Source organism: Nocardioides sp. NPDC047086, from assembly GCF_040643685.1.
GTDB lineage: Bacteria > Actinomycetota > Actinomycetes > Propionibacteriales > Nocardioidaceae > Nocardioides.
Genome location: NZ_JBEYUV010000028.1, coordinates 23,249 through 37,931, shown reverse-complemented (window position 1 = coordinate 37,931; position 14,683 = coordinate 23,249). Strand labels below are relative to the sequence as shown.

The following is a 14,683-nucleotide window of genomic DNA, read 5'->3' as shown; positions in this document are numbered from 1 at the left end:
GGACGCGGCCGCGTGTTGTTCAGACGGTTTGCTCGCTGGCGCTCGCTCACATTGTGCTCCTTTGGACTTCGGGCGGTGCGGGGGCCAATCTAATGCCCGTGCCACCTTTCGCGATGCGACGCCCGTCACTTGACCACTCCCGGCTCGATGCGCTACCGGGCGGGTGGCGCGTCGAGATCCTCGACTCGACGCCGTCGACGAACGCCGCGCTCGCCTCGCGGGCGCGCTCGGGCGAGGCGCCGGGACTGGTGATCACCACCGAGCACCAGACCGCCGGCCGAGGCCGCCTTGACCGAGGCTGGACCACCCCGGCGCGCTCGGCGCTGGCCGTCTCCGCGCTGCTGCGGCCCTCGCCCTCGATCCCGGTCGAGCGGTGGCTGTGGCTGCCGTTGATGACCGGCGTCGCGGTCGCTTCGGTGTTGCGGACGAAGGGGTACGCGGCCGGGCTGAAGTGGCCCAACGACGTGCTCATCGAGGGTCGCAAGGTCTGTGGGATCCTGATCGAGCGGATCGAGACGACCGGAGCGAGGTCGAGCGGCGAGCTTGCTCGTCCGCTCGCGCCGAGCGAGGGAGTAACCGCGCGAAGCGCGGAGATGGCCGAAGGTGCTGCCGCCGTGATCGGGTTCGGGCTCAACACCTCGTTGACGCGCGAGGAGCTGCCGATCGAGACCGCCACCTCGTTGGAGCTGGAGAGCGGTGCACCCGTCGACCGCACCGAGATGCTTGTCGCGCTGCTGGCGGAGCTGGGGGCTGCGTACGAGATCTGGGGGTCGGACCCCGCCGAGCTCGCCCGGCGCTATCGGGAGCTTTCGGTGACCGTCGGCGAGCAGGTGCGCGCCGAGCTGCCTGGCGGGGAGGTCTGGGAGGGCGTGGCCACCGAGATCGACGACTTCGGCCGGCTGGTCATCGAGACCGGCGAGGGGCCGCGGGTGGTCGGCGCGGGCGACGTCATCCACGCTCGGCTCCGTCCGCGGTCGTGACGAGCCGGATGGCATGATCTGGTTTGTGGCGAAATCGAAGCAGCCCGTCAACCTGACCTCGGCCGAGGTCGCCGAGAAGGCCGGCGTGAGCCTGGACCAGGCGAAGCGTCTGTGGCGTGCTCTCGGGTTCCCGGAGATCGGGGACGACGAGGCCTTCTTCGACGAGGCGGACGTGCAGGCCCTGGCCAAGGCCAACGAGATCGCGAGCAACGGGCTGGTCAGCTTCGACCTGGTCGTCAACCTGACCCGCGGCATCGGACAGTCGATGGCGCGCTTGTCCGATTACGAGGTCTCCGCGCTGCTGCACCACGTCGAGACCCAGAATGAGGACGACCGGACGCCGGCCGAGCTGCTGAAGGCGACCGTCTCGGTCTCCGAGCAGTTCGAGAGCGCGTTCGAGGAGATGATGATCTTCGCCTGGCGACGGCACACCCGCGCCGCGCTCGCCCGGGCCGAGGCGTCTGTCGCCGGCTCCGAGGAGCAGCTGGGTACGGTCTGGCAGACGGTTGGGTTCGCCGACATCGTCTCGTTCACCGCGCTGTCGAACACGCTGACCGAGGAGAAGATCGGCGACCTGGTCGAGCTCTTCGAGTCGCGGTGTGCCGACGTGGTGGCGACCTGGGGTGGACGGATCATCAAGTCGCTCGGCGACTCGGTGCTCTTCGTCAACGACGACCCGCTTCAGGCCTACGGCACCGCCGAGGGGATCATCAACGTGATCGGGCGGGACCCGCGGATGCCGGACGTACGCGTCGGGCTCGCCTCCGGCAACGTCGTCTCGCGCCTGGGAGACGTCTTCGGGCCGCCCGTGAACATGGCCGCGCGGCTGACCGCCGTCGCCCGCCGCAACCGGATCATCATCGACGAGGCGACCGCCAGGGCGATGCCCGAGGACGAGTTCGAGACCCGGCGACTCGCCGCCCGACCGGTGCGAGGCTTCGGGATCGTGGAGCCCGTCGCCGTCCGCCGTGTCTGAATCGTGACCTTCTAGGGTGTCGCTGACCTGCGACTTCGCGGTCTTGTTCACATTCCGTTGTAGTTAACAGTCGATCAACGCTGGGCTCCGATCGCTTTACCTGATCGGGGCTTCGTGGGCATGGTTGAGTGCGCCATTCGGGGGTGCACGTTTGTCATGCCCATTTCGTTGCACGTTGGCATGAAAATGTCAGTGGCAATATCGTGCAATCCTTTGCCAAGGGCTCTTTACCTCCCTAATGTCGATCTCATGATCGAGGTACAGGAGATCAAGCTCGACCCGGAGACACGGCGAGCATGGCGGAACGATGAGGAGCTGACGCTCTCTCGCAAGGAGTTCGACCTGGTCCACGCCCTGATCAGGAGGGCTGGCAACGTCGTCTCCCGCGACGAGTTGATGAGGGACGTGTGGAACGCGACCTTCTACACCTCGTCGAAGACCATCGACGTACACCTGGGATGGGTGCGTCGCAAGCTGGGCGACGACCCCCGGAAGCCCCATCTGATCACCACGCTGCGCGGCAAGGGCCTGCGCTTCGAGAAAGCCTGATCTTCGCTGGACCCGCCGGGGCAGGATTTCGCGGATTTCGTGAGGGGGATCCGTGAAATCGGCCCCGGCGGGGCATGCTCTTTATCCTGTCGTCGTGACCCTCGCACCGACACTTGCGATCATCGGCGGCGGCCAGCTGGCCCGCATGATGGCTCAGCCCGCTATCGCGCTCGGACTCCCGCTCCGGCTCCTCGCCGAGGGCGAGGGCGTCTCGGCCGCCCAGGTCATCCCGGACCAGATGGTCGGCGACTACCGCGACCTGGACACCCTCAAGAAGGTCACCGAGGGATGTGAGGTGGTCACCTTCGACCACGAGCATGTCCCGACCGAGCATCTGCACGCGCTCGAGACTGCCGGGGTAGCGGTCCGCCCCGGCCCGGACGCCTTGGTGCACGCCCAGGACAAGGGCGTCATGCGCGCCCGGCTGACCGAGCTCGGCATCCCGTGCCCGCGCAACGCCATCGTCTCCTCCGTGGCGGAGGTCGAGGCGTTCGGTTTCCCGTGCGTCCTCAAGACCACCCGCGGTGGCTACGACGGCAAGGGCGTCTGGGTCGTACGCGACGTGGCCGACGTCGCCGAGCCGCTCCGCGTCGCCGAGGACGCGGGGGTCCAGGTTCTGGCCGAGGAGCTCGTCGACTTCCGCCGCGAGCTGTCCGCGATCGTCGCCCGTTCGCCGAGCGGCCAGGCCGCTGCGTACCCGGTCGTGCACACCTACCAGGAGAACGGTGTCTGCAAGGAGGTCATCGCTCCGGCGCCCGACCTCTCGCCCGAGCTCGCCGTCGAGGGCGAGCAGATCGCGCTGCGCATCGCGGGTGAGCTCGGGGTCACCGGGGTGCTCGCGGTCGAGATGTTCGAGACCGTCGACGGCCGGCTGCTCGTCAACGAGCTCGCCATGCGCCCCCACAACACCGGTCACTGGACCCAGGACGGCGCCGTCACCTCACAGTTCGAGAACCATCTGCGCGCGGTCATGGACCTGCCGCTGGGCTCTCCTGCGCCCCGCGCGAAGTGGTCGGTGATGGTCAACATCCTCGGCTCGACCCGGGAGAACGTCGGCCGCCTCTACGACGGCTTCCCCCACGCCATGGCCCGCGACCCCCACCTCCGCGTCCACCTCTACGGCAAGGCGATGCGCCCCGGGCGCAAGGTCGGCCACGTCAACGTCTACGGCGACGACCTCGACGACTGTCTCGAGCGCGCCCGCCACGCCGCCGACTGGTTCCAGGGCGACCTCGGCAACGACTCCGACTGACGTCCGAGACGTCGCCCCCGTCGGTCGAGACGTCACATGCGTCGGCCGAAGCGTCACGCCCGTCGCTCGAAGCGTCACGTGCGTCGGCCGACGGGGCACTCAGCTGCCAACTCGGCCGACGTAAGTGACGTCTCGGTCGACGTGCCTGCCGTCTCGGTCGACGTAAGGGACGCCTCGGCGATGGTTGCTCGGTCAGACGCCGAGGCGCTGGCGTTCGGTGGCGACGACGTCGCGGGCGATCTCGGCGTCGGAGGCTTCGGCGGCGAGGGCGATGGAGGGGTCGTCGGGGTGGGAGGTCTCGTACGCTTCGGGGCTGCTGGCGGCGGTGGCGCTGACCCGGGCGAAGTCATCGAAGAGCTCGGCCTTGGCGGCGAGGATGTCGTGGACGCGCTGGTCGACGCCGACCTCGGAGAGCAGGCGGTGGACCTGGACGGACTGGAGCTGGCCCATCCGGCGGGCGCGAGCGATGGCCTGCCACTCGATGGTCGGCTTGAGCTGCGGTTCACAGATGACCACGACCGACGCGGACTGGATGTTGAGGCCGACGCCGCCGGCGACGATCTGCGTGACCAGCACGGCACCGTGCCCGGCCGCGGAGAACTCGTCGACCATCTGCTGGCGCTCCTCGGCGGGCACGGAGCCGGTGAGCGGTCCGAAGACCTCGCCCGGCAGGAGCGTGACCAGGTCGTCGAGGACCTTCCTGAAGTGGGAGAACACGATCACGCGGCGGCCGTTCTCCTCGGCCTCGCCGACGATCTCGACCAGCCGTTCGACCTTCGCCGACGAGATGCCCTGGAGCATCGCGGCCTGGCGCATGGCCATGAAGTTGCCGTCGCGGACGCACTCGGCGTACGCCCTCTCGTCGGCCACGGACAGCGGCAGCCAGTCCTCGACCTCGACGAGGTCGGGCAGCTCGGTGAGCACATCCTCCTGGTTGCGGCGCAGGTAGACCGGGGCGACCTGCTTGCGGAACCGGTGGGGGTTGAACTCGTCGGCGGAGAGCAGCAGGTCGGGGCGGAGATAGGAGACCAGGTTGCGGAACTCGTCGATGCGGTTCTCCATCGGCGTGCCGGTGAGCAGGATGGCGCGCTCGGAGGCGTCGAGGACGCGGCGTACGCGTTCGGCGCGCTGGGTGCGCGGCGACTTGATCATGTGCGCCTCGTCGACCACGACGCAGGCGACCTTGACCTGGTCGAGGAACGGCTGGATCGCGTTGAGCGTCTCGTAGGTGGTCACCGCGACGCCACCCTGCGCGACCCAGATCTTGGCGGCCTTCAGGCGGCGGTTGCCGTGGAGACGGTGGGGGACCAGCGTCGTCTTCGAGTCGGTCTCGCGCACCCAGTTGGTGACCACGGCAGCGGGGCAGACGACCAGCGTGTGGGACGCGCCCATCGCGTGCAGATGAGCGAGCACCGCCAGTGACTGGAGCGTCTTGCCGAGCCCCATCTCGTCGCCGATGATCACCTTCATCTGCACCAGCGCGAAGCGGACACCGAAGTGCTGGTAGCCGCGCAGCGAGGCGGTCAGGTTGTTGGTGCGCAGCTCCTGGGCCCGCACCGCCTCGATGATCTCGGCCGAGAGGTCGCCGTGGATCTTGTCCTCGTCCTCGGTGAGGAAGCCGAGCTCGGAGAGCATCGCGTAGTAGTCGGCCGGCCGTCTCTCGAAGTCCTCCCACGGGTCGGCCGGCCGGTTGCCCGGACGGATCCGGCGGGCCATCTCGGCTCGATGGGCGATCGCCCGCAGGGCGCCCTGGAAGTCGTCGAGACTGGCGGCGTTGGCCAGGATCAGATGGAACCGCGCGCCACTGTCCAGCGACCGGGTCAGTGGTCGCAGCGACTGGACGAGCGCGAGCTCCGCTCCCGCATCCTTCGTACGCCGTCCGGCCTCCCACTCCGCCAGCCGCGCGAGCAGCCTGGTGGCCGCCGGGGTGCGGCGATCGTGGTCGATGGCGAGCGGCATCTCGTCGTAGGTGCGCTGCCACAGCGCCTGCGCCGCCTCCTGCATCCGCATCGCCGTGGCGGGGCCGACGCCGGGAAGCTCTCGCAGGTCAGAGGTGGGATGGATGACCTCGTGGACGGTCTGGAGCCCGGCCTCGAGGAGGGGCTCGATGCGTACGAGATCGGCGAGCTCGTCGACAGGCAGCGACCTGACCGCCGTGTCGGTATCCGCGCTCCGGACCGCGTTGGCGGCGTCGGTCGCGGCGCGGCGCGCCGGCTCCTCGGAGCGCCTGGCCTCGTTGAGCGCCTCGCCCTCGTTGCGCAGCACCATGATGCCCTTGCGCGGGGACAGTACGGCCTCCGAACCCAGCTCCGAGAGAGCCTCCAAGAGACCCACGCTCGGCAGCAGCGCCTCCCGGACCCGCACCCGGCGCCCGGCCGGCAACCTGGTCAGCTCGTCGAGCCGAGCCGCCGCCTGGAGCTCGCTCGCCCGGCGGTGCAGATCTAGGATCCGCCTGCCCGCCAGCTCCGCATCCTCGCGGCGGTGCCCCCGCACGAACAGTCGACGGGCGCCGGCGGCCCGCTTCGCCCGCGCGATGTCGTCCGCGGCGTCAGCCAGCGCCTCGACGAGCTCCTGGGTGGTCTCCTCCACCGGCTCCAGCGCGTGACGCCGCGCGATCGCGGCCAGGCGAGGCCCGTCGCTCCGGTCCAGGGCGATGCTGCGCCAAGCCACCTGGGCCGCTCGCTTCAGCTCGGCCGCGTTCGCTCGGTAGTGGTCGACCGCCTCGGTCGCCTCCTGCTCGATCTCGGCCCGCCCGACGGTCGCCGAGGCCGCCTGCCGGGTCCAGGACGAGACCTGCCGCAGCCGCGACGGCAGCACCTTGCGCTCCGCCTTGGTCAGCCCGGTGAACCGCTCGACCGCAGTCGGGTTCGGCGGCGCGCTGAGGACGACGTCGGTGCTCGTTGCTGGATCCATCTGCCTTTGTGGGGGTCGTCGGGGAGAGTGGCCAGCACACTAGCGGGCAGGACCGACACTCAGGTGACAGGCAGAGGTCGGGGCCATGACGCGACTCCCTCGTCGAGCGCGAGCTCGGCGTCGGCCTCCGCGGCTGCCTCAGGATCGTGGGTGGCGAGAACGACGATCGCGCCCCGTGCGGCCTCGGCGCGGAGCGCGGCGATCATCCGTTCCCGGTTGCCGGCGTCGAGATCGCTGGTCGACTCGTCGGCCAGGAGCACCTCGGCTCGCATCGCGAACGCCCGTGCCAGCGCGACCCGCTGCTGTTGACCCCCGGAGAGCTCGTCGACGAGATGGCGACCGGACTCCTCGAGGCCGACCAGGGCGAGGGCCGCCGCGGTGCGCTCGAGCGCCTCCCGTGGCGACACCTTGCGGGCAAGCAGCGGGACCAGGACGTTCTCCTCCGCGGAGAGCGCACCCGCGAGCCCGTTGCCCTGGGGGATGAGACCGATCCCGCGGGCGGCGGCGTCGTCCCGCCCGGTCAGCGGCTCTCCGTCCACGGTCACCGATCCCGTGGCAGGGGCGACCGCGCCGGCCAGCGCCCACAGCAGCGACGACTTGCCGGCTCCGGAGGGGCCGGTGACTGCCACCATCATCCCGGCCCCGAGGCCGAGGTCGATCGGCTGGACAGCGACCAGGCCGTCGTACGCCACCGACAGCCCTCGAGCGCGAAGCTCACTCATCGATTGCCTCCTCGTGCTCGGGAACGAGCTCGTAGTGACCGTCAACCGGATGGAAACGGACCAGCGTTCCGGGCGGCAGCATGTCGCGTACGTGGCCGGGGAGCGGGAGGGAGCCATCCGCCGTCACGACGGCGTACTCCTCCCCGCTGCGTCCCTCCCCGCCGATCCGGCCGTCGCGGATGGTGACCGTGCGGGGCAGGAACGCGGCGACATGCGGATCGTGGGTGACGAGCACGACGGTCGTCCCGTGGGTGCGGTTGATCCAGGCGAGCCGCTCGAGGACGAGATCGCGGGCGTCGTGGCCGAGCTGGCTGGTGGGCTCGTCGGCGAGCACGAGCCCCGGACGGGTGGCGAGCGCGACGGCCAGCGCGACGAGCTGCAGCTCACCGGGGGTGAGGCTCGCGAGCGGACGGTCGGCCACGTCGGCGATGCCGAGCTCGCTGAGCACCTCCTCCGCCGCGGGCAGATCCTTGGTGGTGCGGCGGGCCGCGCGCTGCGCGAACCGCACGTTGGCTGCCGGAGTGGCGTACGGCAGCAGGTTGCGTCCCGCACCCTGCAGCATCAGCGAGACCTGGGTCGCCCGGAGCCGGTCCAGCTCCTTCGTGGCGGCCGAGGAGACCTCGTGCGCGCCCACGAAGATCTTCCCGGCGCTGGGACGGAAGACGCCGGCCAGGAGGCTCATCAGGGTCGACTTCCCGGACCCCGAAGGGCCCAGGAGCCCCATCAGCTCGCCGGCTCTGACATCGAGGTCGACGCCGGAGAGAGCGGCTACGTCGTGCCCTTCGGCGTGGTAGATGTGCACCAGGCCGTGGGTGCGGATGCCCATCCCAGGACTCATGCCGTCTCCCGGACCCGGTCGAGGCGCGCGGCGGCAGCGACCGCCCGGCCGAGGAGGACGGCTGCCGTGCCGAGGACCAGCAGGCAGCCGATCGTGGTCAGGCCGACCGCCCGCCATGGAACGGACAGGTCGATGGTGTCGACGGCAGGTGGCACCGCGAAGAGAGGTATGTCGGGCAGGGTCAGGAGGGCGCCGAGCACCCCGGATGCGGCGCCGGCGAAGACTCCCAGGATCACCGGCAGCAGCTGTGCGGCGCCGGGTAGCCGTTCGACCGTGTGGCGGTCGACGCCTGCCAACCAGAGTGAAGCGAGGTCTCGTGCCCGCGTGCGCCAGCCGGTCACCGTGAGCACACTCAGCGCGAGCACGGCGATCGCCACGGCGGCAAGGCCGACCACGACTCCGAGCCGAAGGCTCCAGGCCGCGACCGTCTCGTCCAGGCCGCGGCGTACGTCGCTCAGGGTTCGGGTCTGCGCGACGGAGATCCCGTCCGCCTCGAGGTCGGCGCTCACCCGTTCGAGCAGCGCCGGATCGTCGTCGGCGAACCACAGGGAGATGGTGGAGTCGGCGTCAGGAGGTGCGAGCTCCTGGGCGGTGGTGAGGTCGACGAGGGCGACGTCCGGGCCGCCGCCGGGAACCCGGTCGATGGCTGCGATCTCCTCACCGTCCTGCTCGATGCCGTCGAGTCCGACGATGGTGACCTCGTCCTCGAAGAGCGCGCCGGTGGTGATGACCGCGATCGGCTCGCGTGCCTCGCCGTCGGCGACCGCCTTCCACTGACGAGCGCTGGGCGCGTGCCCGGGACCGAAGAGGGCGATCTGCCGGAAGGCCTGCGGCTCGACGGCGAACGTCGTCGGACCGCCGCTGGGGGCTGCAGCCCGTACGACGGGGGTGACGCGGGTGCTCTCGGGGTCGATCCTCGCGAGCACGCGACGAACCGACCGGAGGTTGTCTGCGGTCGAGTGCTGCCCGTGCAGCTCGGCGATCAACGGAGCGCCCGCCGCCTGCTCCGCGGCGATCGCGCGGTTGCGCTCGCCGACGAGGAGACCGCAGACCGAGAACACGGCCAGGGCGCTCGCGACGGTGGCCAGCGCGACCGTACGTCGCGTGGCCACGCTCCGCGACGCCTCCAGCAGCGAGACGCCGGCGCGCAGGCGGCCCCGGCGCAGCAGCGTACGCCCTGTCCGCATCGCCACCGGGGTGAAGAGATGGGCGAGAACGAGGCCGACGAGCGCGGAGAGCAGTGCCGGGGCGGCGAGCGCGACGGGCCCGGTCAGGCTGCCGGTCACGAAGGCGACCACGCACGCCCCGCACGCGGCGATGGCCACGGCGTCGCCGGCGCCGAGTGCCCATCCCGAGCGGCGGCGGTGGGTCCGGTGGAGGAGGGCGCCGAGGGATTCGCGGGCGACACGGTAGACGGCTGCGTACGTCACCAGAGCCAGGGCCGTGACCGCGATGATTCCGGACGCCACCATGCCCTGAGGAAGCTCGAAAGGTGGGTCGCCGGGAAGCGCGTACGCCCGGGCGACGGTGGAGGCGAGGATCGCGACGGCGGCGCCCGGGACGATCCCGGCGAGCACCGGAGGGAGGAGCTCGCCCATCAGCAGGGACCTGGCCCCTGCCGCCCCTCGTCCTCGAAGCCGCGCGACGACGACCTCCGGGCGGCGCTGATCGGTCGCCGCGAGCAGCATCAGCCACAGGACGATCACCCCGAGCAGGCCGAGCTGTACGAGGAGCAGCGGCACCGTCGTCCGGCTCTGCTCGATCTGGGCGTCGACCTCGTCGGTGAGCTCGGGCAGCGACGTCACCAGCGAGGTGATCGAGTCCGCGAACAGCTCGTCGTCCTCCTCGACCTTCTCGGCCCGCGCACGGAGATCACCCAGGTCGCTCTCGAGCGCGGCGAGCTCGTCCACCCCGACGGTGTCGGTGCGCAGCCGCGATCCCACCCACGGGCGTTCCAGGGCGAGGAACGGGGTGGTGCCGCCGAAGGTCGACTCGTCGGTCAGCCACACGTCGTGCTGGACGATGTCACCGGCGGCGATCCCGGCCAGGCCCTCCAGCTGGAGTCCCTGCCACCACGCTTCGTCATCGGCCCGGTACGTACCGACGACCTGGTAGCCGACCGACGGCGTGGGCGGTTGGTGATAGTCGATGTCCAGAGGGGGCTTGGCCGCGACCGACCGCACGGTGCTCCCGACAGTGAGGTCGTACATCTCCGCCTCGTTGTCGGTGACCAGGATCTCTCGGCTCCGATCGGGACAGCTGCCCGCGGTGATCCTGATGTGGTCGCACTGGCCTTCGCGCCACCAGAGATCACCTTCGGGGACGGCGAACGAGTCGGACCCGAGGTCGAGGTCGGCGAGGGCGTTGCGACCGGCGACAGGGGGCTCGAAGAGCGAGGAGTCCGGAAGCAGCCGCGCGAGAACTGCGGGGTCGGTCCGCTCCATGAGGTGGTCCGACGGCGGGCCGAAGATCTGCAGGTCACGCTCCACGCTGGGGGCGTTCTCGAGGGTGACCGCGGTGGCGGCCTGCTGCATCGCCCGGTCGTAGAGCGGGGCGAAGACGGCGCACGCCGTGATCAGCGCGGACAGCAGCGAGATGACCACGGCCTGGCCGAGCCGATATCTCATGGCGGACATCACGGGGCACACGATCTCTTAACCTTGTGGAGCGCGACAGCGAATTACGACCACCATCGGCGGTGTTCCTGGCGCTGTCGGACGGCCCGGTCCGCCGGTGCACATGCTCGTCGGCCTAGCCTTGTCCCATGAGCGCTCGCGTAGGCATCGTGATGGGATCCGACTCCGACTGGCCGACGATGAAGGCCGCGGCGGAGCTTCTCGACGAGTTCGGGATCGAGTGGGAGGCCGATGTGAAGTCGGCCCACCGGATGCCGCAGGAGATGCTCGACTACGGCCGCGAGGCCGCCGGTCGCGGCCTCTCGGTGATCATCGCCGGCGCGGGTGGTGCTGCCGCGCTTCCCGGGATGCTCGCGAGCGTCACCCCGCTCCCGGTCATCGGCGTCCCGGTGCCGCTGAAGTACCTCGACGGTATGGACTCGCTGATGTCGATCGTCCAGATGCCGGGTGGCATCCCGGTGGCCACGGTCGCCATCGGCAACGCCAAGAACGCCGGCATCCTCGCGGCTCGCATCCTCGGCGTCGCCGACCCGGAGCTGCAGCAGAAGCTGGTGGCGTACGAGAAGTCCCTGGCCGACCTCGCCCGCGAGAAGGGCGAGGTCGTACGCCGGGCCACCTCCTGAGCCTCAGGGCAGGAGAGAGAGCCCCTTGACCAGCTTGTCGATGATCCGGCGGGGGCCGAAGAGGCTGACCGCGCAGTAGGACAGGTCGGCGCCGCGACTGCTCCCGACCGCGAACAGATAGTCGTCGTACACCTTCGTGTGCTGCGCCTGGGTCGGCATGTCGATGACCGCGACCCCGGGCTGGGCGACGGCCTGACGCCGCAGGTCGGTCAGCCGCTGCGCAGGTGCGCCCAGCACCGTACAGCCGATCCAGGGCAGCCCGGGGTGCGTCGAGTCGTCGGCGTCGATCGCGTCCTCCCCGAGGAGGCCGGCCGTACGCTGCGTGGTCGCCCCCGCGACGCAGACGGCTGCATTCACCGCGCGTCCGGCGGGAAGCGCCTGGTCGACGACGACCACCCATTTGAAGGGCACGTCCCGTGTGCTCGCGGACTGGTCGATCTCCTCCGGTGCGAACCCGATCCGGGCCGCCTGGACGATGGATGCACGGCGGAGCCTTCGGGACATCGCCGCCGAAGTCGGCGTCTCGGCGACCACCGTGCACGACCGCGCGCGGGCGATGCAGCGTCGCGGGCTCATCCGAGGGGCGTACCTCGACCTCGATCTACGCCAGATCGATCGCGGTGTGCAGGCGCTCGTCGCGGTGCGCATCCGGCCGCCCTCGCGGGCCAACATCGAGTCCTTCCGCGACTGGGTCGGCGCGCTCCCGGAGGCCGTCGGTGTCTTCGTCACCTCCGGCCGGATGGACTTCATCGTCCATGTCGCGGTCGCGGACAACGACGCGCTCTACGCGTTCGTGATCGACCGGCTCACCTCGCGAGCCGAGATCGCCGACGTGGAGACCTCGGTGATCTACGAGCACCTGCGGACGATGACGTTCGAGCCGTAGTCCTACGCCTGAGCGCCGGCCCGGGCGCGCTGGAACCAGATCTTGCTGGGGCAGGTGTCCATGACCATCGGTACGCCGGCCGCGGTCGTGCGCTCGAAGGCCGACTCGTCGACCACACCCATCTGGAACCAGACGCCGCCGGCGCCGATCGCCACGGCCTCGTCGGCGAACTGGCCGGCGGCCTCGGAGCGGCGGAAGACGTCGACGACATCGATCTTCCCGACGGCTGCGGCGGCCTCGGCCAGGGTCGCGTAGACCTTCTCGCCGAGCACCTCCTTGCCCTCGGCCGCGGCACCCGGGTGGATCGGGATGATCCGCTTGCCGTGCTGCTGGAGCTCTTGGGCGATCGAGAAGGCCGTACGCCACGGGTCGCCCGATAGGCCGACGACCGCCCACGTCTCGGAGTCGTCGAGGAGCTTGTCGATGGTGTCCTGGTCGAGCCACTCAGCGGTCATGTAGCGCTCAACAACAACGTCGCCCGGCGGATTCCGTGACCCACCGACTTACTGGCGAGTAGCAAACAGGCATAGACTCCGGGACATGAGTGCCGAGTACCCGTTGTTCGCCCTCTCCGAGGAGCACCAGGAGATCCGCAAGGCCATCCGCGAGATTTGCGATGCCAAGATCGCGCCGGCCGCCGCTGCGGTCGACGAGGAGGCTCGCTATCCGCAGGAGGCGCACGACGCGCTGGTCGAGACCGAGTTCTTCGCACCGCACGTGCCCGAGGCGTACGGCGGTGTCGGTGCGGATGCTCTGGCGACCGTGCTGGTGATCGAGGAGATCGCTCGCGCGGACGTCTCGGCCTCGCTGATCCCCGCCGTGAACAAGCTCGGTTCGCTGCCGGTGCAGATCGGTGGCTCGGAGGAGCTGAAGAAGAAGTACCTCGGTGCGCTTGCCGCCGGGCAGGGGAACTTCTCCTACTGCCTCTCCGAGCCCGACGCCGGGTCCGACGCGGCCAACCAGAAGACCCGGGCCGTACGCGACGGCGACTTCTGGGTGCTCAACGGCGTCAAGCGCTGGATCACCAACGCGGGCGTCTCGGAGTACTACACCGTCCTGGCCGTCACCGACCCGGAGAAGCGCTCCAAGGGGATCTCCGCCTTCGTGGTGGAGAAGTCCGACGAGGGTGTCAGCTTCGGCGCGCCGGAGAAGAAGCTCGGCATCAAGGGTTCGCCGACGCGCGAGGTCTACTTCGACAACGTACGCATCCCCGCCGACCGGATCATCGGCGAGGAGGGTCTCGGCTTCACCTACGCCATGCAGACCCTCGACCACACCCGGATCACGATCGCGGCGCAGGCCGTCGGTGTCGCCCAGGGTGCGCTGGACTACGCGCTGGGCTACATCAAGGAGCGCAAGCAGTTCGGCAAGCCGATCGCGGAGTTCCAGGGTGTGGAGTTCATGGTCGCCGACATGGGTATGAAGATCGAGGCCGCCCGCCAGCTCACCTACGCCGCCGCCGGCCGTTCCGAGCGCGGCGACAAGGACCTGACGTTCTTCGGCGCCGCCGCCAAGGCCTTCGCGTCCGACGTCGCGATGCAGGTCACCACCGACGCGGTCCAGCTCCTCGGTGGCTACGGCTTCACCCGCGACTACCCGGTCGAGCGGATGATGCGCGACGCCAAGATCACCCAGATCTACGAAGGCACCAACCAGGTCCAGCGCATCGTCATGGCCCGCCAGCTCCTCGCCGGCATCCAGTCGACGCTGTGACCTGATCGGTGCGCGGCTGGCCCGCGTATCGTGCGGCGTATGAGGAACGACGGGTTTCGGCTCCGCGAGTGGGAGGAGTCGGACGCGGCGGTCCTGCTCGCTGCCTACGACGGGGCCGGCATGGCGACCGAGCGGCCGGCGGACGTGGTCACGGTCGAGGACGCCGAGCGACTGATCGCCGGGTGGGCCGATGACGCGGTCGCGGACCGCGCCTACACCTTCGCGGTCGTCGACGGCGCCGAGGTCCTCGGGCAGATGCGGGTCACCACCCAGATGCGGGTCCACAGCATCGGCTGGATCTCCTACTGGACCCTCGAGAAGCACCGCGGACGAGGTGTCGGCAGCACCGGTCTGAAGCTGCTGGCCCGGCACTGCTTCGACGAGCTCGACCTCTTCCGCCTCGAGACCGGCCACCGCCTCGACAACCCCGGCTCGTGCCGCGTCGCCACCGCGGCAGGCTTCGTCGTCGAGGGCTGCGAACGCCAGAAGCTCCTCTATGACGGCGTCCGCTACGACACCGAGACCCACGCCCGTCTCGCCACCGACCCCGACCCCGCCTGACGAGGCGTCACGTACGTCGGCCGAGACGTCACCC

General features: G+C 70.1%; 14 protein-coding genes. 8 read left to right on the top strand and 6 right to left on the bottom strand.

Features of this window, described 5'->3' with window-relative positions; genetic code table 11:
* Nucleotides 1–98: 98 nt before the first annotated feature.
* The 4 genes from ABZ796_RS19425 (at nt 99) to ABZ796_RS19410 (ending at nt 3,757) form a co-directional block, all read left to right on the top strand.
* A complete protein-coding gene (locus ABZ796_RS19425; RefSeq protein WP_357338994.1) occupies nt 99–980 on the top strand; it encodes a biotin--[acetyl-CoA-carboxylase] ligase in 882 nt (293 codons plus the stop codon).
* Nucleotides 981–1,005: 25 nt separating this feature from the next.
* Nucleotides 1,006–1,956 carry an adenylate/guanylate cyclase domain-containing protein gene (locus ABZ796_RS19420; protein WP_357338993.1) on the top strand — a complete coding sequence of 317 codons (951 nt, stop codon included), beginning with the start codon at nt 1,006–1,008 and terminating at the stop codon, nt 1,954–1,956.
* Nucleotides 1,957–2,205: 249 nt separating this feature from the next.
* Nucleotides 2,206–2,505, top strand: a complete 300-nt coding sequence (locus ABZ796_RS19415) for a winged helix-turn-helix domain-containing protein (protein ID WP_357338992.1) — start codon at nt 2,206–2,208, stop codon at nt 2,503–2,505.
* Nucleotides 2,506–2,599: 94 nt separating this feature from the next.
* Complete coding sequence (locus tag ABZ796_RS19410; RefSeq protein ID WP_357338991.1) at nt 2,600–3,757, top strand: 5-(carboxyamino)imidazole ribonucleotide synthase; 1,158 nt, start codon at nt 2,600–2,602, stop codon at nt 3,755–3,757.
* Between the two features lie 192 nt (nt 3,758–3,949).
* On the opposite strand, the gene ABZ796_RS19405 is transcribed toward ABZ796_RS19410, so the two are convergent.
* Genes ABZ796_RS19405 through ABZ796_RS19390 form a run of 4 tightly spaced genes read right to left on the bottom strand, consistent with a single transcriptional unit; the run spans nt 3,950 to nt 10,866 of the window.
* The gene (locus ABZ796_RS19405) at nt 3,950–6,670 is read right to left on the bottom strand and encodes a DEAD/DEAH box helicase (protein ID WP_357338990.1); all 2,721 of its coding nucleotides are present in this window, start codon (nt 6,668–6,670) and stop codon (nt 3,950–3,952) included.
* A gap of 59 nt (nt 6,671–6,729) precedes the next feature.
* The gene (locus ABZ796_RS19400) at nt 6,730–7,392 is read right to left on the bottom strand and encodes an ATP-binding cassette domain-containing protein (RefSeq protein ID WP_357338989.1); all 663 of its coding nucleotides are present in this window, start codon (nt 7,390–7,392) and stop codon (nt 6,730–6,732) included.
* Entirely contained in the window at nt 7,385–8,230 is an 846-nt protein-coding gene (locus ABZ796_RS19395) for an ATP-binding cassette domain-containing protein (RefSeq protein ID WP_357338987.1), read from the bottom strand. The genes ABZ796_RS19400 and ABZ796_RS19395 overlap by 8 nt, the downstream gene beginning before the upstream one ends.
* The gene (locus tag ABZ796_RS19390; protein WP_357338985.1) at nt 8,227–10,866 is read right to left on the bottom strand and encodes an FtsX-like permease family protein; all 2,640 of its coding nucleotides are present in this window, start codon (nt 10,864–10,866) and stop codon (nt 8,227–8,229) included. Before ABZ796_RS19390 ends, ABZ796_RS19395 begins: the two co-directional genes overlap by 4 nt.
* 128 nt (nt 10,867–10,994) lie before the next feature.
* Between ABZ796_RS19390 and purE the strand changes: the two genes are divergently transcribed.
* Entirely contained in the window at nt 10,995–11,489 is a 495-nt protein-coding gene (purE, locus tag ABZ796_RS19385) for a 5-(carboxyamino)imidazole ribonucleotide mutase (protein ID WP_357338983.1), read from the top strand.
* Between the two features lie 3 nt (nt 11,490–11,492).
* On the opposite strand, the gene ABZ796_RS19380 is transcribed toward purE, so the two are convergent.
* Nucleotides 11,493–11,900, bottom strand: a complete 408-nt coding sequence (locus ABZ796_RS19380) for a DUF2000 domain-containing protein (protein WP_357338982.1) — start codon at nt 11,898–11,900, stop codon at nt 11,493–11,495.
* On the opposite strand from ABZ796_RS19380, the gene ABZ796_RS19375 reads away from it, so the two are divergent.
* Entirely contained in the window at nt 11,890–12,375 is a 486-nt protein-coding gene (locus tag ABZ796_RS19375; RefSeq protein WP_357338980.1) for an Lrp/AsnC family transcriptional regulator, read from the top strand. The two genes, ABZ796_RS19380 and ABZ796_RS19375, sit on opposite strands and share 11 nt — an antisense overlap.
* 2 nt (nt 12,376–12,377) lie before the next feature.
* Here the strand turns inward: ABZ796_RS19375 and ABZ796_RS19370 are convergent, their stop codons facing one another.
* On the bottom strand, nt 12,378–12,830 hold the full coding sequence (locus tag ABZ796_RS19370) for a CoA-binding protein (RefSeq protein WP_357338978.1): 453 nt from the start codon (nt 12,828–12,830) through the stop codon (nt 12,378–12,380).
* 85 nt (nt 12,831–12,915) lie between these two features.
* On the opposite strand from ABZ796_RS19370, the gene ABZ796_RS19365 reads away from it, so the two are divergent.
* Nucleotides 12,916–14,088, top strand: a complete 1,173-nt coding sequence (locus tag ABZ796_RS19365) for an acyl-CoA dehydrogenase family protein (RefSeq protein ID WP_357338976.1) — start codon at nt 12,916–12,918, stop codon at nt 14,086–14,088.
* A 39-nt stretch (nt 14,089–14,127) separates the two neighbouring features.
* Nucleotides 14,128–14,649 carry a GNAT family protein gene (locus ABZ796_RS19360; RefSeq protein WP_357338974.1) on the top strand — a complete coding sequence of 174 codons (522 nt, stop codon included), beginning with the start codon at nt 14,128–14,130 and terminating at the stop codon, nt 14,647–14,649.
* Nucleotides 14,650–14,683: the final 34 nt, after the last annotated feature.

Coding starts and splice junctions, on each gene's coding strand:
- purE (WP_357338983.1), top strand. CDS start 10,995: ATGAGCGCTCGCGTAGGCATCGTGATGGGATCCGACTCCGACTGGCCG.
- ABZ796_RS19390 (WP_357338985.1), bottom strand. CDS start 10,866: ATGTCCGCCATGAGATATCGGCTCGGCCAGGCCGTGGTCATCTCGCTG.
- ABZ796_RS19415 (WP_357338992.1), top strand. CDS start 2,206: ATGATCGAGGTACAGGAGATCAAGCTCGACCCGGAGACACGGCGAGCA.
- ABZ796_RS19370 (WP_357338978.1), bottom strand. CDS start 12,830: ATGACCGCTGAGTGGCTCGACCAGGACACCATCGACAAGCTCCTCGAC.
- ABZ796_RS19400 (WP_357338989.1), bottom strand. CDS start 7,392: ATGAGTGAGCTTCGCGCTCGAGGGCTGTCGGTGGCGTACGACGGCCTG.
- ABZ796_RS19360 (WP_357338974.1), top strand. CDS start 14,128: ATGAGGAACGACGGGTTTCGGCTCCGCGAGTGGGAGGAGTCGGACGCG.
- ABZ796_RS19365 (WP_357338976.1), top strand. CDS start 12,916: ATGAGTGCCGAGTACCCGTTGTTCGCCCTCTCCGAGGAGCACCAGGAG.
- ABZ796_RS19395 (WP_357338987.1), bottom strand. CDS start 8,230: ATGAGTCCTGGGATGGGCATCCGCACCCACGGCCTGGTGCACATCTAC.
- ABZ796_RS19405 (WP_357338990.1), bottom strand. CDS start 6,670: ATGGATCCAGCAACGAGCACCGACGTCGTCCTCAGCGCGCCGCCGAAC.